Origin of the sequence: Streptococcus infantis, assembly GCF_047463615.1 — a bacterium.
Taxonomy (GTDB): domain Bacteria; phylum Bacillota; class Bacilli; order Lactobacillales; family Streptococcaceae; genus Streptococcus; species Streptococcus infantis_X.
Genome location: NZ_JASHDO010000001.1, coordinates 30780 through 52433 on the forward strand (window position 1 = coordinate 30780; position 21654 = coordinate 52433).

The 21654-nt window shown below is 39.5% G+C and carries 16 protein-coding genes; 15 read left to right on the plus strand and 1 reads right to left on the minus strand.

The annotated features are described in order from the left end of the window. The first annotated feature begins 168 nt into the window (after positions 1-168). From QM874_RS00180 to QM874_RS00230, 11 genes are all read left to right on the plus strand, one after another. Entirely contained in the window at positions 169-5073 is a 4905-nt protein-coding gene (locus QM874_RS00180; protein WP_032461792.1) for an SspB-related isopeptide-forming adhesin, read from the plus strand. Beyond that, positions 5074-5265, plus strand: a complete 192-nt coding sequence (locus QM874_RS00185) for a thrombospondin type 3 repeat-containing protein (protein WP_000433422.1) — start codon at positions 5074-5076, stop codon at positions 5263-5265. Next, positions 5249-5800 carry a hypothetical protein gene (locus QM874_RS00190; protein ID WP_000312517.1) on the plus strand — a complete coding sequence of 184 codons (552 nt, stop codon included), beginning with the start codon at positions 5249-5251 and terminating at the stop codon, positions 5798-5800. The genes QM874_RS00185 and QM874_RS00190 overlap by 17 nt, the downstream gene beginning before the upstream one ends. 49 nt (positions 5801-5849) lie before the next feature. Then, positions 5850-12671 carry a DEAD/DEAH box helicase family protein gene (locus tag QM874_RS00195; protein ID WP_002921323.1) on the plus strand — a complete coding sequence of 2274 codons (6822 nt, stop codon included), beginning with the start codon at positions 5850-5852 and terminating at the stop codon, positions 12669-12671. 69 nt (positions 12672-12740) lie between these two features. Next, positions 12741-13040: a DUF5962 family protein gene (locus tag QM874_RS00200; protein WP_000195243.1), complete on the plus strand. Its 300-nt coding sequence runs from the start codon at positions 12741-12743 to the stop codon at positions 13038-13040. A 14-nt stretch (positions 13041-13054) separates the two neighbouring features. Then, entirely contained in the window at positions 13055-13345 is a 291-nt protein-coding gene (locus tag QM874_RS00205; protein WP_000572502.1) for a DUF5966 family protein, read from the plus strand. Positions 13346-13455: 110 nt separating this feature from the next. Then, positions 13456-14094, plus strand: coding sequence for a hypothetical protein (locus QM874_RS00210; RefSeq protein WP_000932867.1), 639 nt, complete (start codon positions 13456-13458; stop codon positions 14092-14094). A 39-nt stretch (positions 14095-14133) separates the two neighbouring features. Continuing rightward, the gene (locus QM874_RS00215) at positions 14134-15222 is read left to right on the plus strand and encodes a toprim domain-containing protein (protein ID WP_000196745.1); all 1089 of its coding nucleotides are present in this window, start codon (positions 14134-14136) and stop codon (positions 15220-15222) included. A 53-nt stretch (positions 15223-15275) separates the two neighbouring features. Beyond that, a complete protein-coding gene (locus tag QM874_RS00220) occupies positions 15276-15491 on the plus strand; it encodes a DUF5965 family protein (protein WP_000110927.1) in 216 nt (71 codons plus the stop codon). Between the two features lie 15 nt (positions 15492-15506). Next, positions 15507-15902, plus strand: coding sequence for a DUF5945 family protein (locus QM874_RS00225; protein ID WP_000159227.1), 396 nt, complete (start codon positions 15507-15509; stop codon positions 15900-15902). 43 nt (positions 15903-15945) lie between these two features. Next, on the plus strand, positions 15946-16233 hold the full coding sequence (locus QM874_RS00230) for a hypothetical protein (protein WP_001235982.1): 288 nt from the start codon (positions 15946-15948) through the stop codon (positions 16231-16233). A 157-nt stretch (positions 16234-16390) separates the two neighbouring features. On the opposite strand, the gene QM874_RS00235 is transcribed toward QM874_RS00230, so the two are convergent. Continuing rightward, a protein-coding gene (locus QM874_RS00235) for an IS3-like element IS981 family transposase (protein ID WP_106083840.1) occupies positions 16391-17502 on the minus strand; the annotation gives its coding sequence in 2 pieces (ribosomal slippage) (positions 16391-17286 and positions 17286-17502; 1113 coding nt in all). A 30-nt stretch (positions 17503-17532) separates the two neighbouring features. Between QM874_RS00235 and QM874_RS00240 the strand changes: the two genes are divergently transcribed. The 4 genes from QM874_RS00240 (at position 17533) to QM874_RS00255 (ending at position 21323) form a co-directional block, all read left to right on the plus strand. Continuing rightward, positions 17533-18321 (plus strand): AAA family ATPase, encoded by a 789-nt coding sequence (locus QM874_RS00240; protein ID WP_002921310.1) that lies wholly within the window; start codon positions 17533-17535, stop codon positions 18319-18321. 418 nt (positions 18322-18739) lie between these two features. Then, a complete protein-coding gene (locus tag QM874_RS00245) occupies positions 18740-19099 on the plus strand; it encodes an SAG1252 family conjugative relaxosome accessory protein (protein ID WP_000529539.1) in 360 nt (119 codons plus the stop codon). A 9-nt stretch (positions 19100-19108) separates the two neighbouring features. Continuing rightward, positions 19109-19474 carry a plasmid mobilization relaxosome protein MobC gene (gene mobC, locus QM874_RS00250; protein WP_000263053.1) on the plus strand — a complete coding sequence of 122 codons (366 nt, stop codon included), beginning with the start codon at positions 19109-19111 and terminating at the stop codon, positions 19472-19474. Further along, a complete protein-coding gene (locus tag QM874_RS00255) occupies positions 19461-21323 on the plus strand; it encodes an SAG1250 family conjugative relaxase (protein WP_000261800.1) in 1863 nt (620 codons plus the stop codon). Before mobC ends, QM874_RS00255 begins: the two co-directional genes overlap by 14 nt. The last annotated feature ends 331 nt before the right edge of the window (positions 21324-21654 follow it).

Here is a 21654-nt window from a genome sequence, read left to right on the forward strand (position 1 = left end):
TCAGGTCCCCCTTTTTTTTATAAGCAATTTTCAGAGGTTATCGGTAGTGCTACGATAGCTTTTTTCTTTATCCTTCTTTGATGTGATACCAAAATCAAGTCGTCTTTTTTATGATGGGGAGAGAGTGACAGATTGTTGCTACTTATCAAAAGAAAAGAAGGACTTTTTATGACCAAACAATGTCATCATCACTTTTTAGTCAATCAGGAAAAAGCAGAAAAACACGTCTTCCGTAAAAGTAAGAAGTACCGTACGCTTTGTTCGGTAGCTCTTGGAACTATGGTGACAGCTGTTGTCGCTTGGGGTGGCCAAGTAGCACAAGCTGACGAAGTGGTAACACCCTCGCAAGATAAAACCGTTCAGTTGACAGAAAATCCTGCGACCAACTTACCAGAAGCGCAACCTACACCAGTTGCTGAACAGACGGATAGCCTTGCGTCAACTGGTCAATCAGATGGGGCTATTACAGTCACCGTTCCTCACGATGTTGTGACACAGGCTGTCAATCAAGCAACTGCTGAAGGGGTTACGACCATTCAGGATAAACCTATGGATTTAGGGAACACAACCTCTGCGAGTGATACCAGTAAGCAATTAGATAAGGCGGAAGTGGATGCTGCTAAGCAGGCTGAAGCCATCACTCAGGTGACCAATACCTATAAAGCAGATAAAGCCACCTATGAACAAGATAAAACTCGTGTTGAACAAGGGAATGCTGCGTTGGCTGCTAGTCATAAAGAAGCCACTCAAGCAGGAAAGGCCTTGAATCATTCAGTGGATAGCACAGTTTCAAAAATCAGAGGACAAGATCAGTCAGCTAATGTGACGGTTACCACTCAAACCGTTCCGGCAGGAGATGGCTCAACGGTTTCAGGCTATCAGGATTATACTTCTGCGGTAGCTGCTATTGATAAGCAAAATAAGGACAATCTATCTGAATACGAATCAAAGAAGAAAGTCGCAGACGCCATTGTCGCAAAGAACTTAGTGACTCAAAAGGAAAATGAAGCAGGTCTTGCTAAGGCAAAGGCTGATAATGAAGCAATTGACAAACGCAATCAAGCTGGACAAAAAGCAGTGGATGATGAAAACAAGGCCTCTCAAGCTGCTGTGGATGCCCACAATAAAGACCAACAGAAATTAGTCACAGACCGTGAAGCTGAGATTACGGAAATCACGAAAAGCAATAAGGAAAAAGAAGAAGCTGCCAAGAAAGAAAATGAAGCGATTGATACCTACAACGCCAAGGAAATGGAGCGCTATAAACGTGATTTAGCTGAGATTTCAAAAGGAGAAGAAGGCTATATCTCTCAAGCTCTTGCTCAGGCACTCAACTTGAATAATGGAGAACCGCAAGCACGTCATTCAGCTGATACCAGAAATCCTAATCGTATCGTTGCTAAGGGTGACGCTATGCTTGGTGGGTATTCTAAAATCCTAGATTCTACTGGTTTCTTTGTCTATGATACTTTCAAAACGGGAGAAACCCTTTCCTTTACCTATCAAAATCTTCAAAATGCTCGCTTTGATGGCAAGAAAATCACAAAAGTAGCCTATGACATTACAAACCTTGTTTCTCCAGCTGGAACTAATGCCGTTCAGTTGGTTGTACCAAATGACCCAACAGAAGGCTTTATTGCCTACCGTAATGATGGGACAGGCAATTGGCGAACAGACAAGATGGAGTTTCGTGTCAAAGCCAAGTACTTCTTAGCAGATGGCTCACAAGTCAGCTTCACCAAGGAAAAACCAGGTGTCTTTACTCATTCCTCACTCAACCACAATGATATCGGTTTAGAGTATGTAAAAGACACATCAGGTAAGTTCGTTCCTATCAATGGCTCAACCATTCAAGTGACTAACGAAGGTCTAGCTCGTTCACTTGGGTCAAACCGTGCCAGTGATTTGCAGCTTCCTGAAGAATGGGATACGTCATATAGTAAGTATGCCTATAAGGGAGCGATTGTCTCAACGGTTACATCAGGCAACACCTATACAGTGACCTTTGGTCAAGGGGATATGCCCCAAAATGTTGGTCTCTCTTATTGGTTTGCCTTAAATACCCTTCCAGTTGCACGGACGGTCAAACCTTATAGTCTAAAACCTCATGTGACACCAAAGTTAGAGCCAATTCCAGAACCGATTAAGGTTGTGCCAAAAACCTTTACCCCAAAGACCTTTACGCCAGAGCCACCTGTGAGCTTTAAGGAAAAACCACTAGAGAAAGTTACTCAGCCTAGTCTAACACTTACCAAGGTCACCTTGCCTAAATACCCTACGCCAGAGCCGTTACCAAAAGCACCACACGTGCCAACGGTTCATTACCACGACTATCGTCTGACAACGACTCCTGAAATTGTTAAGGAAGTTATCAATACCGACCAAGTGAACCTTCATGACAAAACGGTCGCAAAAGATTCAACGGTCATTTACCCTTTAACCGTAGACGCTTTTTCTCCAAATCGAGCCCAAATCACTAGCCTCACCTTTGAAGATTACCTTCCAGCAGGCTATGCTTTTGACAAGGAAAAAACGCAGGCAGAAAACGGAAATTATACCCTCAGCTTTGATGCTGCTAAGAACTTTGTGACCTTGACCGCCAAGGAAGCCTTGCTCCAAGAGGTCAACAAAGACCTCACCAAGTCTTACCAACTGGTGGCTCCGAAACTTTACGGTAGCCTTCAAAATGATGGAGCAACCTATTCCAACAGTTATAAGCTCCTCATCAATAAGGGAACCCCAAATGCCTATACAGTGACTTCTAATGTTGTGACAGTGCGTACGCCTGGTGATGGAACGACCACTAGCCGTATTAATCCGCAGAAGAAAAATGAAAATGAAGATGGTATGGTCATTAACGATACAGTAGTGGCTTTAGGAACAACTAATCATTACCGTTTGACCTGGGATTTAGATCAATATAAAGGCGATAGGTCTTCTAAAGAGACAATTGCTCGTGGTTTTTTCTTTGTAGATGACTACCCAGAAGAAGTGTTGGACTTAGTAGACCAGGGAACAAGTATCACCACTCCTGATGGCAAAGCCGTATCAGGGATTACTGTCAAGGATTATGCGTCGCTGTCAGAAGCTCCAAAAGACCTTCAAGATAAACTCGCTCATGCTAAGATTTCTCCTAAAGGGGCTTTCCAAGTCTTTATGCCTAATGACAATCAGGCTTTTTATGACCAGTATGTCAAAACAGGCACTTCCTTGAACCTTGTCACTAAAATGACAGTGAAAGATGACTTCTATGGGAAAACGGCAACCTATCGAAACAAGGCTTACCAAGTGGATTTTGGGAATGGCTATGAAACCGATGAGGTGACGAATACCCTTGTTAGCCCAACACCTAAAAAACAAAACCTTAATAAGGATAAGGTGGATATCAATGGCAAACCGATGGTAGTCGGTTCACAAAACCACTATACCCTGTCATGGGACTTGGACCAATACCGTGGCATTAAGGCTGATAAGGCTCAGATTACACAAGGGTTCTACTTTGTGGATGATTATCCCGAAGAAGCTCTATTACCAGATGACACAGCTATTCAACTTGTGACAACTGATGGCAAAGCTGTCACAGGCGTGACGGTAAAAACTTATACGAGCTTATCAGAAGCTCCTAAAAAACTACAAGTAGCTCTTTCAAAACGCAAGATTGCGCCTAAAGGAGCCTTCCAAGTCTTTATGGCAGAAAATCCACAAGCCTTCTATGATTCTTATGTAACGAAAGGTCAAAACATCACCATCATCACCCCTATGACTGTCCGTGAGGAGATGGCAAATACAGGCAAGTCTTATGCCAATGTGGCTTATCAAGTAGACTTTGGGCAAGCCTATGAAACCAATACGGTAACGAATCACGTGCCAAAAGTAACACCACATAAAACTAATACCAATAAAGAAGGCGTGTCTATTGATGGCAAGACCGTTCTTCCAAATACCGTCAATTATTATAAGATTGTTCTTGATTACAGTCAGTACAAGGACTTGGTCGTAACCGATGATGTTCTTGCCAAAGGTTTTTACATGGTGGATGATTACCCTGAAGAAGCGCTTATCCTAAACGCAGATGGTGTTCAAGTGATGGATAAGGCAGGAAATCTTGTCAAAGGGATTTCGGTGAAAGCCTATGCCTCATTGTCAGAAGCGCCTAAAGTGGTTCAAGATGCTATGGCCAAACGTCAGTTCACACCAAAAGGAGCCATTCAAGTTTTAAGTGCTGAAGATCCCAAAGCGTTCTACGAGGCTTATGTTAAAACTGGTCAAACCTTAGTGGTGACCCTTCCAATGACCATTAAGAATGAGCTGACAAAGACTGGTGGGAAGTATGAAAACACCGCTTATCAGATTGACTTTGGTTTGGCTTATGTGACAGAGACAGTGGTCAATAATGTGCCAAAACTAGACCCACAAAAAGATGTGGTGATTGATTTATCACAAAAGGAGAAAAGCCTTGATGGAAAAGAAGTTGCCTTGAATCAGGTCTTTAACTACCGTTTGGTGGGAGCACTCATTCCAGGCAATCGTGCGACACCACTCATCGAATACCGCTTTGACGATGATTACGATGAAATCCATGACGACTATAATGGTGTTTACAAGGCTTACACTGTGGTGGATGTCACTCTTAAAGATGGAACGGTTTTACCAAAAGGGACAGAAGTGACCAAGTACACGCTACAACAGGTCGACACGTCAAAAGGAACGGTTACCATCAGTTTTGATCAGGAATTCCTTGAAAAACTAGCAGAAGAATCCGAGTTTCAGGCAGATGTTTACGTGCAAATGAAACGAATCGCTTCAGGTGTAGTAGAAAATACCGTATTACATACTGTCAATGGCTACACCATCAGTTCAAACACGGTTAAAACAACTACTCCTGAACCAGGGCCACCAACTCCGAATCAACCAACACCACCTCAACCACCTATTCCAACACAAGAAGCACCAGTTCCAGCAAGTGTCTTACCAAATACAGGAGAGAGTCAATCACTCTTAGCGCTTGTCGGTGGAGGACTTCTTTTTGGCCTAGCTTACGGACTTTCTAAACGCAAAATGGAGGACAACTAGATGGAACCTAAAAGCATTTACACAATGGATTCAGACCAAGATGGCCTAACGGATGCTCAAGAGTTAGCTTTAGGGACTAATCCTTTTAGCAGTGATACGGATAGTGACGGACTGACAGACCTTGAAGAAGTCCAACAAGGCTTGAATCCAATTCAACAGCGTAAGGAGAGAAGCTATGGCTTGGAATTATGACACAATTTCTAGAACTCTTTCTGAGATGGCACGAGAAAACTATAAAGACATGGTTAAAGCCTTTTTAGCCATGGAATTGAGTATCAAAAACAAGTCACTTCTTGATACGCTCTATCAAGACTTTATGGGCATTGATGACTTGTCTTTAGTTAGTGATGACCTGCGCCTAAGAGCAGACGGTTATCAGGAACAGCTTCAAGAAGAAGTGACGGACCTCTTGGATAAACTCTATCGAACAGGTGAGGGAGCTAGTTTCATTATGGAAGTGATTGTGTCCAACAATATTTCTGAGTCCCTTGCTCAGTATGAGGTTTTGAATGAGGAGGATTATTCGCCTCTCACCTTAGAGACCTTGCAGGACATTATCCAAAAGGAGTTGTCTTTAACGAGTCAAGATTATTTTGGAGATGTGACCTATCTCGCCCTGCAGAAAGATTTGTTAGACCAGAAAAGCCATTTCTTACAACAGTATGTGACAACTTTAATGGATAAGTTACCACAAGAAAAAGACCAAAGCGCCTTGGTCCTAGACTAAAGCAATGGGCTGAGAATACCTCTCAGCCCCTTTTTAATTGGAGGAACATATGACTCAAGAACAATTACTTGAAATGTTGCGGGCAAGATTGCCACGTGACCAGATTCTTTTGGAATCCTTTTTACGCTATCAAGCAGTCCATTTTGATGAGGATTGGGATAGCCTTATCCAAAATTTTACAACCCAAAGAGGAGTAGTCACCTCACCTGTTCAAGTGGTTCGCTTTGAAACAGAAGTTTCTGCTTTTGTAGAGGCGAGCCCCTTTGACGAGGCAACAGACCTAAGCAGCTACACACAGACCTTTGGTCAGGCTGGCTTAAAGAAGTTACCTCAGTTAAACAGTGATGAGAAAGCCTTGGTGATTGAGGTAGCCCTCTTTAACCTAGCCACTCGCTTTCATCTCTTAGATCAAGAAGGCGCCTATCAGTCCATTTCGGTAGCTTCTCTTTTGGATAAAGGCAAAGCTGCTAATTTGGTCAATGTCTATCGAGTGGCCAATAATTTGTCTGACCGTATTAGCCGTGATATTGAACAGTTTCTTCTCACTTATGAACCTGAACTAATAAGCACCCAGGAAACGGTAAAGGAAAGAGAAGAGGTAGTTGAAGAAAAAGTAGTTCCAGAACCTTCTCAGGACATCACCTTTCGTGAAGAAGGACTTGTCATAATCGCAAGTCTTGATGAGGAAGAGTTATCACAACTAGATTTACGAACAGGGCAAACAGAACATTTACCAGCTTATGAACATCTAAACTTGTCTCAAAAATTTGAGATATTAAGTCACTTTGACCAAGTGCGAAATAGCCGTCCAAAGCTACCAAACCTGAGACGTGGGGAGTTTGACCATGAAATGGAAATGACGCCAATCTATGAGGACAATGAGCTATTAACCTATTTAGAAGCAGATGGGACAGCCTATGACTTACAACGTCCTCTAACACCTCAAGAAGAAGTAATCTTAGCTGAAATGGGTCAAACCATTTTGGCTGAAAATACCGAAAAACTGACTCGTTTAGGGATAGACTTAGCTGACGTTGATGAGCAGCAACGTGGGATACTGATAGATGCTGCAGGGCGTTTTCATTTGATTAATGCCGACCTAGCCATATTAGGGGGCTATCCTAAGGCAACCGTCACTCAATTAGCCCTTGTGACAGAATTGCTTCAGATGGGATTAACGCATGACAAGGCAGAATTTTTCTTGACCAGTCAGCTAGACTTAGAAGAAGCAAGACCCATTGCCTACGCCTTCTTGCATGAAGACCTTACTCTTGAAGAAGCTAGAACCTTTGAAAGGGACAAACTGTCCCAACCTGACCTATCCTTTAGGGAATGGCGAGAACACATCTCACAAACAAAACCTGAAATCATGACTCAGTCACTCCCTCAAAATCCTATCGTAGAGGAAGCCCTTAAACGCTATCCGATTGCTTCGATTGTGACTTATAAGGGGCAAGAGTTTCAGGTAATGGCCATTGAGGACTCAGGCGTTAATAACCTGATTCGGATTGAATTACAAAATGATTTCACAGATATGATTGAACAAAATCCAGTTCTTTTCTTACGGACATTAGAAGACATCACTCAAGCTCTTCATGTTCCTTCAGTCGAAGAAAAAGAGGAAGTGGAAGAACCTAGCCTAGAATTAGACCTCTTTTCTTTTATGGATATGGAAGAATCTCAAGAGCCGGTTTCTCAAGTGACAACATCTCTATCATCAAATAAGAAAGAGGCTAAACAAGAAGAAGCATTGTCAGAAGATGAGTTGGAACCAGAAGTCACTGAGACGCTCCCAGTCACAGATTTTCACTTCCCAGAAGATCTGACAGACTTCTACCCTAAGACAACAAGGGATAAGGTTGAAATGAATGTGGCTGCTATTCGTTTGGTGAAAAGGCTTGAATCTGAATACCGTCAAGCCACACCAAGTGAACAAGAACTGCTTGCCAAATACGTGGGCTGGGGAGGCTTAGCTAACGAGTTCTTTGACGAGTATAATCCCAAATTTTCTAAGGAACGTGAGGCATTAAAAACGTTAGTCACCGATAAAGAGTATACAGACATGAAACAGTCCTCTCTGACCGCTTACTACACAGACCCTCACTTGATTCGTCAGATGTGGGAGAAGTTAGAACGTGATGGCTTTACTGGTGGTAAAATCCTAGACCCGTCTATGGGAACGGGAAATTTCTTTGCGGCAATGCCTAAACATCTGAGAGAAAATAGTGAGTTGTATGGTGTAGAGCTAGACACGATTACAGGGGTTATTGCCAAATACCTTCATCCGAATAGTCACATTGAAGTAAAGGGCTTTGAGACCATTGCCTTTAATGACAATAGCTTTGATTTGATTCTCTCAAATGTGCCGTTTGCTAATATCAGGATTGTGGATAGTCGCTATGACAAGCCCTATATGATTCATGATTACTTTGTTAAAAAATCTCTTGACTTGGTGCATGACGGTGGGCAAGTAGCCATTATTTCCTCCACAGGAACCATGGATAAACGGACAGAAAACATTCTCCAGGATATTCGTGAGACGACTGATTTTCTAGGTGGTGTGCGTTTACCAGATAGCGCCTTTAAGGCCATTGCAGGTACCAATGTCACAACAGATATGTTGTTCTTCCAAAAACATATGGATAAGGGATATGTGGCAGATGATTTAGCTTTTTCAGGTTCTATTCGCTATGACAAGGATGACCGTATTTGGCTCAATCCATATTTTGACGGGGATTACAACAGTCAGGTTCTTGGGACCTATGAGGTTAGAAACTTTAACGGTGGGACACTTTCTGTGAAAGGCACTTCTGATAACCTAATAGAAGCTGTACAGACAGCTATTAAACAGGTTAAAGCGCCTAGAAGTGTTGACCCTTCTGACATTCTTATCACTCCTGATGTGATGAGAAGACAAGTCATTGATACCTCGATTCCTTCTGACATCAGAGAAAGCTTAGACCAGTATAGCTTTGGCTATAAAGATTCTACGGTTTACTACCGTGATCATAAGGGCATTCGTGTAGGGACAAAAACTGAGGAGATTAGCTACTATGTGGACGAAGAGGGTAACTTTAAGGATTGGGATACCAAGCATTCTCAAAAACAGATTGACCGTTTTAATGCTTTAGAAGTGACCGATAGCACCGCTCTTGATGTGTATGTGACAGAAGAAGCCGCTAAACGTGGGCAATTTAAGGGCTATTTCAAAAAGACGGTTTTCTATGAAGCACCTTTGTCTGAGAAAGAAGTTGCACGGATTAAAGGGATGGTCGATATTCGTAATGCTTACCAAGAGGTGATTGCCATTCAACGCTACTATGATTACGACAGAGATGAGTTTAATCACTTGTTAGGACATCTCAATCGGACCTATGATAGTTTTGTGAAACGCTTTGGCTATGTCAATAGTGCTGTGAACCGTAACCTCTTTGATAGTGATGATAAGTATTCGCTCCTTGCGAGTTTGGAAGATGAAAGTCTTGACTCAAGTGGTAAGACTGTTAGTTATACCAAGTCGCTTGCCTTTGAAAAAGCCTTGGTTCGTCCTGAAAAGGAAGTGACGGCAGTTTCTTCTGCCCTTGACGCTCTCAATTCTAGTCTAGCAGATGGTCGTGGTGTAGATTTGGATTACATGATGTCTATTTATCAGACGGATTCTAAAGCGACTTTGATTGAGGAATTAGGAGACGCTATTATTCCAGACCCAGAACGCTATCTAAACGATAGGGAAGTGGTCTATGTGTCTCGGCAGGACTTCTTATCAGGAGATGTGGTGACTAAGTTAGAGGTTGTGGACTTACTCATTAAAGCAGACAACTCTGATTTTCCTTGGGTCTATTATCAAGGTCTCTTAGAAGACGTGAAACCACCACGTGTGACCTTAGCTGATATTGATTATCGGATTGGCTCACGTTGGATTCCTCTAGCCGTTTATGGGAAATTTGCCCAAGAAACCTTTATGGGACAAACCTTTGATCTCACAGACCAAGAAGTAGCAACTGTCCTTGAAGTCAGTCCGATTGATGGGACGATGTCCTACCAATCCAAGTTTGCCTTTAGGTATTCTACCGCAACGGATAGAAGTCTAGGTGTGTCTGGTTCACGCTATGATAGTGGCCGAAAAATCTTTGAAAACCTGCTTAATTCCAATCAACCAACCATTACCAAACAAGTGGAAGATGGGGATAAGAAAAAGCATGTGACAGACGTTGAGAAGACAACGGTTCTTCGTGCTAAGGAAACTGAGCTTCAAGAACTCTTCCAAGACTTTGTGGCAAGTTACCCTGAGGTGCAACAGATGATTGAAGAGACTTATAATAGTCTCTATAATCGTACGGTCTCCAAAGTCTATGATGGTAGCCATTTAACCATTGATGGGCTTGCCCAGAATATTTCCTTACGACCTCATCAGAAGAATGCTATTCAACGGATTGTGGAAGAAAAACGAGCGCTTCTAGCTCATGAAGTCGGTTCAGGTAAGACCTTAACCATGCTTGGAGCAGGTTTCAAACTGAAAGAACTGGGAATGGTTCATAAACCTCTTTATGTGGTGCCATCAAGTCTGACCGCTCAGTTTGGACAAGAAATCATGAAGTTCTTCCCAACCAAGAATGTCTACGTGACGACCAAGAAAGATTTTGCGAAAGCCAAACGTAAACAGTTTGTGTCACGGATCATCACAGGGGACTACGATGCCATTGTCATTGGGGATTCCCAGTTTGAGAAAATTCCCATGAGTCAGGAAAAGCAAGTGACCTATATTCAAGATAAGTTACAACAACTTCGTGACATCAAGCAAGGCAGTGATAGTGATTATACCGTTAAAGAAGCAGAGCGTTCCATCAAAGGTTTGGAACACCAATTAGAAGAACTCCAAAAACTGGAACGTGATACCTTTATTGAATTTGAAAATCTTGGGATTGACTTTCTCTTTGTGGACGAGGCTCACCATTTTAAGAATATCAGACCCATTACAGGACTTGGTAATGTCGCAGGAATTACCAACACGACTTCTAAGAAGAACGTAGATATGGAGATGAAAGTGAGACAGGTTCAAGGAGAACATGACTATCGTAATGTGGTCTTTGCGACAGGAACACCAGTCTCTAACTCTATTAGTGAACTCTATACCATGATGAGTTATATCCAACCAGATGTCTTAGAACGATACCAGGTATCTAATTTTGATTCATGGGTAGGGGCTTTTGGGAATATCGAAAATTCTATGGAACTAGCACCGACAGGGGATAAATACCAACCCAAGAAACGCTTTAAGAAATTTGTGAACCTGCCTGAACTCATGCGGATTTATAAGGAAACAGCTGATATTCAGACCTCAGATATGCTTGATTTACCTGTTCCTGAAGCTAAAGTCATTGCGGTAGAGAGTGAACTCACAGAAGCTCAGAAATACTACCTTGAAGAGTTGGTTGACCGTTCAGACGCTATCAAGTCAGGCAGTGTTGACCCTAGTGATGATAACATGTTAAAAATCACTGGGGAAGCTAGAAAATTAGCCATTGACATGCGCCTCATTGACTCAGCCTATACCCTATCGGACAATCAGAAGATTATGCAAGTGGTGGATAATGTGGAACGTATTTACCGTGAGGGAGAAAATTTGAAAGCTACCCAGATGATTTTCTCTGATATTGGAACACCTAAAAGTAAGGAAGTGGGCTTTGATGTTTACAATGAACTTAAAGATCTACTTGTTGATCGAGGGATTCCCAAAGAAGAAATAGCCTTTGTCCATGACGCTAATACGGATGAGAAAAAGAACTCTCTGTCACGCAAGGTCAATAGTGGAGAAGTACGGATTCTCATGGCTTCTACGGAAAAAGGTGGAACAGGTCTAAACGTCCAGTCACGTATGAAAGCAGTCCACCATTTGGACGTTCCCTGGAGACCAAGTGATATTGTCCAACGTAATGGCAGGTTAATTCGTCAAGGCAATATGCACCAAGAGGTAGATATTTACCATTACATTACGAAAGGGAGCTTCGATAACTACCTCTGGCAAACACAGGAGAATAAACTCAAATACATCACGCAAATCATGACCTCTAAAGACCCAGTACGATCGGCAGAAGACATTGATGAACAAACCATGACTGCTTCAGACTTTAAGGCTTTAGCGACAGGTAATCCTTATCTCAAACTAAAAATGGAACTAGAGAATGAGTTGACGGTATTGGACAATCAAAAGCGTGCCTTTAATCGCTCCAAAGATGAGTATCGCCATACCATTTCTTACTGTGAGCAGAACCTCCCTGTCTTAGAGAAACGCCTTAGCCAATATGACCGTGATATTGCCCAATCTTTGGCAACTAAGTCACAAGATTTTATCATGCGGTTTGACAATCAAATGATGGATAACCGTGCAGAAGCTGGAGACTATCTACGAAAACTCATTACCTACAACCGTTCGGAAACCAAAGAAGTAAGAACGCTTGCGACCTTTAGAGGGTTTGAGCTTAAAATGGCAACCAGAAGTCTTAGTGAGCCCTTGCCAGATATGGTGTCTTTAACCATTTCAGGCAGCAACCAGTATTCTGTCTCTTTAGACTTGAAATCAGACGTGGGAACGATTCAACGCATTACCAATGCCATTGACCATATCTTAGAAGACCAAGAAAAGACAGAAGAAATGGCTAACAATTTGAAAGATAAGCTATCTGTCGCAAGGGTTGAAGTGGAAAAGGTCTTTCCTAAAGAAGAGGATTATCAGCTGTTTAAAGCTAAGTATGACCTTCTTGCCCCCTTGGTTGAACAAGAAGCAGAGGTTGAGGAAATTGATGCAGCCCTAGCTAAGTTCAATGAAACGATCCAACCACAACAGGACCAACAACTTTCGCTTGATTTTTAAGAAAAAGGCTGACAAAAAATAATGAACGCGGTAAAATGACATTAAGAAATCATCAAAGGAGAATTGATTATGACCCAGACAGTAGAAGATATACGTTACCAATTAGAAGAATGGTTAGCACAAGGTTTTACAAGCTCCGAAGATAGAGCTAACTATCAAGCCTTAAAGGAACAATATGAAGATGAAACCCTTGATTACAGCTTTTCAAAGCGAGAAATCATTGGTCAATTAGAGGTGATTATCACGACTCGTGAGAATGACTTTCCAGACTTAGATGAAGTGACTAAAGGAGAGTATCTAGACCTGGTTGAACAACTTGATAATCTGGACAAGGGACAGGCAGATTATTATCGTAAGCAATTAGCGTAGAAAGATGTACAGATATGATTGAACAAATTATTCAAAGTCTTTTCATTATCGCAGCAACAGGACTAATTTTACTTGTCCTTTACCAGATTGCGAAGATGCTTGGAAGCTTATTTATCATTGGATTAATCGGATTTTTAGCTTTCACAGAAGTCTATGGGATTTACCTCTTTTTTACAGAACGATACCTCTATTTGGAAGATTTAGCCACCAATGGTATTTTGAGCTTTACCACTTTCTATATTATTTTTAATCTTTTACTTGTCTTTGGACTTGTTAGAAAAGTTGTTAGAAGTCGGATGGCATGACGTAATGGGATTACCTAAGTTTGGTAGTCCTTTTCTTTATTGTGATAACTTTTTCAAGTTCATCTTGTTATCATAGTGCTATCTTATGGAAAAAGGAGATGGCACTAGTGATGTTAAATAAAATGAAGGCTAGATTTTTGATTGGTTTTGGTGGTCTAGCAGTCACCAGCTTTATGGTGATGATGGGTTATACCATTGGTTCTCAGTCTGTGACCAGTCACACGCAGAAACAAATCCAATCTGAAGCTCATAAATTATTGACAAAAGTGAAAGAAAAGGAAAAGGCGAGTGTTCTCTCTGATGAGTTGGTTAAAGAATTTCTCACGCAATACTACACCAAGGAAAAGCTGGGCGAGAACAACAACCGTATCAAGCCCTATATGACAGATTCTGCCTTTAAGGAAGAAGTAGCTCGTCAAGAAGATTCTATCAACCAAGTCTATAAAGACTATATGTTGGATTATCGCTTTGAGTCTGCCAATATCTATGTCAATTCAGAAGCAAATGAAGCCCTTGCGGAAGTGTCTTATCAAGTTATCTATGTGTCTGATGTCAGTGATAAGGCTCAGAAAAGTACACAGACAGAAACGACCTCTCTTAAACTATCTTATGCCAAATTGTCAGATAAACTCCTTGTCAATCAGGTAACCATTTGGAATGGGAAGCTAGGGGACTTGAAAGAGTCTTCTGATGGAGTAAATTCAAGCATTCCAAAGATTCAAGGCACTACTACAAGTGAGACCAACTAGCAGGAGTATATCTTCTGCTTTTTTTGATAAGGAGATGGCATGACAAGAATTGAAAAAGTGAAACAAAAGGCGATTTTAGAGGTGGCAGAAAGTCTAGGTTATTCTTTTAAACGACTATCAGGGCAAGTCTATGAACATCCAGAACACGATTCCTTTAGGATTTTTGCGGACACCAATACCTTTAAATGGTTTTCACGTGACGTACAGGGAGATGTGATTGATTTTGTTCAGTTAATGACGGGAGTGTCTTTTAAAAAAGCCCTGTCTTACCTTGAAACTGGAGACTTTGAACAAGCTAAAATCGTCGAAGAGACTTACCAACCCTTTCGTTATTATCTAAGAGAAGAACCATTTGACCAAGCACGGATATATCTGAATGACATTCGTGGTTTAAGTGATGACACTATCAATGCTTTTGGCAGACAAGGTCTATTAGCACAGGCTCATTACCAGACAAAGACCTTTCAGGAATCAGTTCTTGTCTTTAAGAGTTACAATCATCTTGGCCAACTAGAGGGAGCAAGTCTTCAAGGGCTTGTCAAAGATAATCAGAGACATGATCGAGGTTACCTCAAGAAAATCATGAAAGACTCTCATGGCTATATAGGGATGAGCTTTGATATTGGAAAACCGAAACGCCTTATCTTTTGTGAATCGGTGATTGATATGATGAGTTATTATCAACTCCATCAGAAGCAGTTATCAGATGTGCGTTTAGTTTCTATGGAAGGCTTAAAACTCTCTGTGATTGCGTATCAGACTTTACGATTAGCAGCTGAGGAACAAGGCAAACTTGAGTTTTTAGATACTGTCAAACCAAGTCGATTAACGCATTACCTTCATGCTATACAAGAGACGACTACCTTCTTTCAGACGCACCCAGGCTTATTAACCTTGGCTGTTGACAATGATGAAGCAGGGAGAGATTTTTGTCAGAAATTATCTGAGAAAGGACTTCCCACTGAAACAGACTGTCCACCATTACAGGAACTGGAAACTAAAGCAGATTGGAATGATATTGTAAAATATCAAAATAATTATTCTCTAAAAGATGTGATACAATCGGCCAAGTTACAAGTTATCCGAAGCAATCCTCCGCCTAGAAAAAATACCGCTTTAGAGTTGTGATAACAAAATCAAGTTTCTTAGTTTAATCTAGAAAGTGATAAGGAGGACACCCTATGAGTGTGATTGAACGCCTAGCTGAAAGAGTGGCTAGGCAAGAGGAAAAAGTTGCGAAAGAAACGGAAAAACTAGAAACTTATCGCAGTCAATTACAAACAGCGATGTATCAAGCCTTTATCAAACGCCAACAAAACAGTCCTTGGACATTTGATGAAGCATTGACGCAAGCCTTTGGCCAAGATGAACAAAAACCAATACCATCAGATAATTGAAATGAGGAATAACATATGACAAAAGATTGGACCTTTGACCAACCACTAGATGATAACACACAGACATCTTCCACAGAAGAACGTGCGAAGATTGCGGCACTATTTCATAAAGAAAACCAAGAGGGCGCTGAAGACGTTGATTATGTGGCAGCCTTTGAAATGGAACAACAAAAAGCTAAGGAGAAATCCGTTTCACAACCAAAAACTCAAGAGCAATCCACACCAAAAGTGGTGTCCTCCTCTAACATTACAAACGACTACAAGCAACATCTAGCTGATGTGATGGCTCAGAATAATGAAGACATTCTTCAAAGTCAGAAGAAAATCGAAGAGTTGCACCAGTTGATTGATGACAAAAATAAGCAAAATAAGAAATTACAAGCCATTTCAGCAGCTATTGATGACTTGTAAGTGAGGCAGTCCTTACAAGGGCTGCTTTTTATAAGGAGATAAGATGAGGTTATTCAAAAAACAAAGACACAACCAAGATAGTTTTAAACAACTCATTCATCGCTTATCAGGAATGTCTGAAGCTGACTTACATAAGGTCAACCAATTATTAGATGTCGTTTTTGACGCTACACGTCAAACTATCGAAGATGAAAAAAAGTCTCCTGAAATATTGCTAAAGGAGCCTATATTAGATGAGACCATAACTGAAGCTAAGAATAAATTGAAGACTGAGCAACTTGAAAAGCGGATAGAGCAATTTAGGCAGGCAAAGAAACCTAAAAATGAGTAAAAAAGATTAGGCATTGTGATGAAGGCCTAATCTTTTTGTCTGATGCTTGTTGTTCGCTGATACACATATTTTTTTGTCAATTTACTATCATTTAGGTTTTCTATGACGTTAAGTCAAGTTTTTAGAGTAACTAACGTAGAATTTTAATCTATTTATTTTAAGCACTTACCTTTTCAAATTGATTAGGTGTAAGATACCCTAAACTTTGATGGATTCGTTTTGAATTATAAAAGGCTTCGATGTACCAGAAAATACTCTGATAGGCTTCTTCAAAGTTCTTATATTTAAATTGATACACCCACTCTCTTTTTAAATGTCCATGCCAAGATTCAAGACTGGCATTATGATAAGGGTATCCCCTTCGACTGAAAGAGTGAGTCATCCCATAATACTTAAGCAACTCTTCATACTCTAGACTCGTATACTGGGTTCCTTGGTCAGAATGAAGAATAACAGCTTCTGGATAGTCTTGTGATTTAATGGCCTTATTTAAAGTTCTTTGCACTAATTCTACAGTCATTCGCTTGCCCAAATCCCAAGCAATGACTTTTTTAGTATAACGATCCATAATGGTTGAGAGATAAGCCCATCCTTGTTGAGTAGGAATATAAGTAATGTCGGTTGACCAAACCTTATTTTTCTTTGTAGGTTCAGTCTGTATGAGATTTTTTCGATTGATGTGATCACTTAGTGAGTATCCAGGCTTAAATTTCTTAATGACTGCAGACTTGAGTTGAAGTTGCTTCATTAGCTTCTGTACCAGTTTTAACCCGACTTTTTCCCCTTGTTTAAGTAGAAGATGATGAATTTTAGGAGCACCATAGATTCCTCGGTTAGCATTGAAGAGTTGAGAAATTTTGAGTGACAGGTATTGTCTCCTTAATTGAGTTTTAGATGGATGTCGGTTAATCCGTTCATAATAACTTGATTCAGGAACATCAAGGAGTTGACAGCTTAGTCTGACATTGAGTGCTAAAGTTTGTATGGTTTGAGCCATATCCGCAGCACTCACTTCTTTTTCTCGGCGAATATGGTCAATACTTTTTTTAAGATGTCTCGTTCTTCCTTAACTTTAGCCAGTTGTCTTTTTAATTCTAGAAAATCAGCTTTAGAGACGGAGCTTTCATTAGATGTAGAGTAGAGGTCTATCCATTTATAAATTGTTGCAGGGGCCACGTCGTATTCTTTAGACAGCTGGGTGACGGATTGACCAGAATGATAGAAGGCGATAAGGGTTTCTTTAAATTCTTTTGAGTAGCGTTTTTGCATGTTTTTGTCCTTTGTCTAAATTATACAATAGTGACTCTAAGATTTAAGGATAACATCAATAATTTTAGAATAAGTAAACAAGATGTAGTTGATATTTTCTATCTTGCTTATAAAGAATTAGGAATAAAGAATTTTGTTGAATGTATAATAAAAGAAAGCCTTGGTCAAAAATATTTTAATCTTTTAAAAACGATATCAAACGATAATTTCTTGCAAAGAACTAATCAATGGGAAAATTTTAAAGAAATTAATGATAGCAATATCAAATATTTAAAATCAAGTATGTATTCTTTGATTAAGAATAATCGTTTATTATCTGAGTTAAAAAGAGTTTTACACGAACATGTAGCAAATGAAAAATTATTTTTAGAGTTTAACATTAATTCAAAGGAAAGCTCAAAACAACTTAATATTCTTTACAAAGAAGTCAGTGTACTAAGTTTAGGGCAAAAAGTAGTAGCGATGCTTGATTTTATATTAGCATATAGTGATTATTCTAAAGATTTCAGACCATTAATTATTGATCAGCCTGAGGATAACTTAGATAACCGTTATATATACAGTCACCTAGTTCAACAATTTAGAAAAGCTAAAATTCAAAGGCAAATTATTTTAGCAACGCATAATGCTACAATTGTGACAAATTCTATGACAGATCAAGTAGTAATTATGGAGTCAGATGGAACACATGCTTGGATTGAAGCGAGAGGATACGTAAGCGAAAGATTTATAAAGAATCACATCATCAATCAGCTAGAGGGAGGAAAAGAATCATTTAAACATAAGATGTCTATATACGAGACTGTACTTTCTGAATAGACATAACGGAGGAATTAGGAAATGGCTTAGAGTTACGTTGTTAAGAAATGTTGCTTCTAAGTCATTTTATATTATTCAATTTTGTTAGAGAAATTTTAACAATCGAGTTTTTACCATTCTTTTTGTAATGTGATAACTTTTCCAAATTATCCTTGTTATCCTTATATCAATCCTAAGAAAATCAAACTTTGATTTTCTACTGGGGGTTTGGGGGGCGAAGCCACCAAGTTATCTTATCGTTGGCTGTCAAAACAGAAAGGTTTTGGTCGGCTGGCGATATGATTTTTTGGGTATTGTGACCACAATGCCTGAGCTCGCAAAGACCGAACAAGAAGAGAGTGAGGTCTTTAGGAAGCGTACTGACAATGTGAGGCAGCCTGACACTGTCAGACAAGTATAATGTTGAAAGGATAGTAGGATGGGACAAGAAATTAAGTTAATCCGTAAGCAATTTAGGATCACGAGACAAGAAGAAAAACAGATAAAAGAAATGATGAGGGAACAAAAACTGGATAGTTTCTCAGAATTTCTTCGTCAAAATTTGTTGAAAAAGAATTATCAGGATAGAATTTTTGAAAGTTGGTTTTCCCTTTGGCAATCTCAAAAGTTTGAACAAATTAGTCGAGATGTGCATGAAGTTCTAGTTGTCGCAAGAGAAAATCACCAAGTGACTCAAGAACACGTTTCAATCTTACTGACATGCGTTCAAGAATTGATTGCGGAAGTCAATCAAGTACAGCCGCTCAGTCGTGGATTTCGTGAAAAATACATGAGATAGGAGGCTACTATGGTTTATCGTTATCGTACCAATCTCAAAAAAGTATTTCTAACAGATTCAGAGTTACATCAATTGAATGAGCGAATCGACAAGAGTCACTGTCAAAATTTTTCAGTCTATGCCAGAAAAGTGTTGTTGAATCCCAATATGTCATTTGTCACCATTAACACGGATACCTATGACCAGTTAGTATTTGAATTGAGACGGATTGGAAATAACATTAATCAAATTGCGCGTGCAATCAATCAAAGCCATTTGATTTCTCAGGAACAGTTACAAGAATTGAGTAAGGGAGTTAGTGAGTTAATTACTGGCGTAGAGAAAGAATTTCAAGTGGAAGTGAAAAGATTGAAGGAGCTCTATGGTAGTCACTAAACACTTTGCGACACACGGAAAAAAATATCGTAGGCGTTTAATTAAGTATATTCTCAATCCTGATAAAACGGACAATTTGAAATTGGTATCTGATTTTGGCATGAGCAATTATTTAGACTTCCCTAGCTATGAAGAAATGGTAGAAATGTACAATGTCAACTTTACCAATAACGACAAGTTGTACGAATCCAGAAATGACCGACAAGAAAAACATCAACAAAATATCCATGCCCATCACCTCATTCAATCATTTTCTCCTGAAGATAATCTGACACCTGAAGAAATTAACCGCATTGGTTATGAGACCATGATGGAATTAACAGGGGGCCGTTTTCGTTTCATCGTGGCAACTCATACAGACAATGATCATGTTCATAATCACATCCTAATCAACGCCATTGACCGTAATTCAGATAAAAAGTTGATATGGAATTATGCCTTGGAACGAAACCTTCGTATGATTTCAGATCGTATTTCTAAAGTGGCTGGAGCGAAAATTATTGAAAAACGTTTCTCCTACCGTGACTATCAAAAATATAGGCAGTCTAGTCATAAATTTGAATTGAAGCAACGCCTTTATTTTTTGATGCAGCACTCAAAGTCCTTTGATGATTTTTTAGAAAAAGCGGTGCAGTTACATGTTCATATTGATTTTAGTCAGAAGCATAGTCGATTCATGATGACGGATAGAGCAATGACAAAACCAATTCGAGGACGCCAACTCAGCAAACGAGATTTATATGATGAAGAATTTTTTCGTACACATTTTGCCAAGCAAGAGATTGAAAGTCGTTTAGAATTTTTGTTGAACCGTGTCAATTCTTTAGAAGAGTTACTAACAAAAGCAAAAGAATTGAATCTAACCATTGACTTAAAACAAAAAAATGTAATCTTTATACTTGAAGAAAATGGAAAGCAATTCAGTCTGAGTCATAAAAAAATAAGTGATAAGAAATTATATGATGTCAATTTTTTTCAAGATTATTTTAAAAATAAGGAAGTCGGTGATTCAGAAGGCTTAGAGAATTTACAGGAGCAGTACCATGCTTTTCAAGAAGAACGTGATAAGGAGAAGGTAGCCACTGAAGAAATTGAGGAAGCCTTTGAGGAATTTAAGAAGAAGCGAGATGCCGTTCACGAATTTGAAGTGGAACTTGCAGGACACCAAATAGAGAAGTTAGTTGATGAGGGCGTTTATATCAAGGTGTCTTTTGGTGTAAAGCAGAGCGGTTTTATTTTCATTCCTAACTATCAATTAGATATTCTTGAAGAAGAGAATCAGACAAAATATAAAGTCTATATCCGTGAGACAACCTCATACTTTATCTATAACAAAGAACATTCGGATAAGAATCAGTATATAAAAGGACGAACCTTGATTAGACAGCTAACCAACGATAGTCGAGCAATACCATACAGACGACCGACTGTTGAAAGACTTCAAGAAAAGATTTCTGAGATTAACCTCTTGATTGAGTTAACAGAGACAGACAAAAAATACCAGGTCATCAAAGACGAACTGGTCGCAGAAATAGCAGAGATAGACATCAAACTGACTCAAATAAATGAAAAAATCGCCACCTTAAACAAGATGGCGGAAGTGTTTATTAATCATAAAAGTATAGATAAGAGTAGTAGGAAGTTAGTAAGATATGAATTATCAAAACTAAATATTCCCGAGAATGTAACTTTAAAGAATATAGAATATGAGGTTGCAAAATTAAATAAACAACTAATTCAGCAAATTGATCTATATGAAAAATCAGTTAGAAAACTGGAAATTTATTTAAAACAATTTGATATAAATAAACATCGAATTTCTAGAGATAAAATTGAAATTGAATTTTAAAGGATTTGAGTACATATTACGACTAATAGAAAAACTTGATATATAAGGGATTTATTGATGCAAAGATACTAATTACTGATACAGTTATTAAAACGACTAAAGTAATTGGAGTGAAATCGGGTGAAGTTGTGTTAGAAACGAAAGAAGAAGTAGAAGAAATACCTCAACCATTTGACACAATACCGTTATTTTTTTAGATGAGATTAATTCTTTGTTTTCCAAAGACACATCATGTGGAGGTTGTAGGACTGCTGGTGAAAGAGGGATAAACCCAACCGTTTCAGGGTTTACAAAAGACTTGAAATCAAACCTTTCTTGCTTTTTGGGGAGA

Bases quoted from the DNA above. Each gene is read 5' to 3' on its own strand.
- QM874_RS00245 (WP_000529539.1), top strand. From the start codon at position 18,740: ATGGGACAAGAAATTAAGTTAATCCGTAAGCAATTTAGGATCACGAGA.
- QM874_RS00190 (WP_000312517.1), top strand. From the start codon at position 5,249: ATGGCTTGGAATTATGACACAATTTCTAGAACTCTTTCTGAGATGGCA.
- QM874_RS00180 (WP_032461792.1), top strand. From the start codon at position 169: ATGACCAAACAATGTCATCATCACTTTTTAGTCAATCAGGAAAAAGCA.
- QM874_RS00210 (WP_000932867.1), top strand. From the start codon at position 13,456: ATGTTAAATAAAATGAAGGCTAGATTTTTGATTGGTTTTGGTGGTCTA.
- QM874_RS00185 (WP_000433422.1), top strand. From the start codon at position 5,074: ATGGAACCTAAAAGCATTTACACAATGGATTCAGACCAAGATGGCCTA.
- QM874_RS00215 (WP_000196745.1), top strand. From the start codon at position 14,134: ATGACAAGAATTGAAAAAGTGAAACAAAAGGCGATTTTAGAGGTGGCA.
- QM874_RS00205 (WP_000572502.1), top strand. From the start codon at position 13,055: ATGATTGAACAAATTATTCAAAGTCTTTTCATTATCGCAGCAACAGGA.
- QM874_RS00220 (WP_000110927.1), top strand. From the start codon at position 15,276: ATGAGTGTGATTGAACGCCTAGCTGAAAGAGTGGCTAGGCAAGAGGAA.
- mobC (WP_000263053.1), top strand. From the start codon at position 19,109: ATGGTTTATCGTTATCGTACCAATCTCAAAAAAGTATTTCTAACAGAT.
- QM874_RS00200 (WP_000195243.1), top strand. From the start codon at position 12,741: ATGACCCAGACAGTAGAAGATATACGTTACCAATTAGAAGAATGGTTA.
- QM874_RS00225 (WP_000159227.1), top strand. From the start codon at position 15,507: ATGACAAAAGATTGGACCTTTGACCAACCACTAGATGATAACACACAG.
- QM874_RS00195 (WP_002921323.1), top strand. From the start codon at position 5,850: ATGACTCAAGAACAATTACTTGAAATGTTGCGGGCAAGATTGCCACGT.
- QM874_RS00230 (WP_001235982.1), top strand. From the start codon at position 15,946: ATGAGGTTATTCAAAAAACAAAGACACAACCAAGATAGTTTTAAACAA.
- QM874_RS00255 (WP_000261800.1), top strand. From the start codon at position 19,461: ATGGTAGTCACTAAACACTTTGCGACACACGGAAAAAAATATCGTAGG.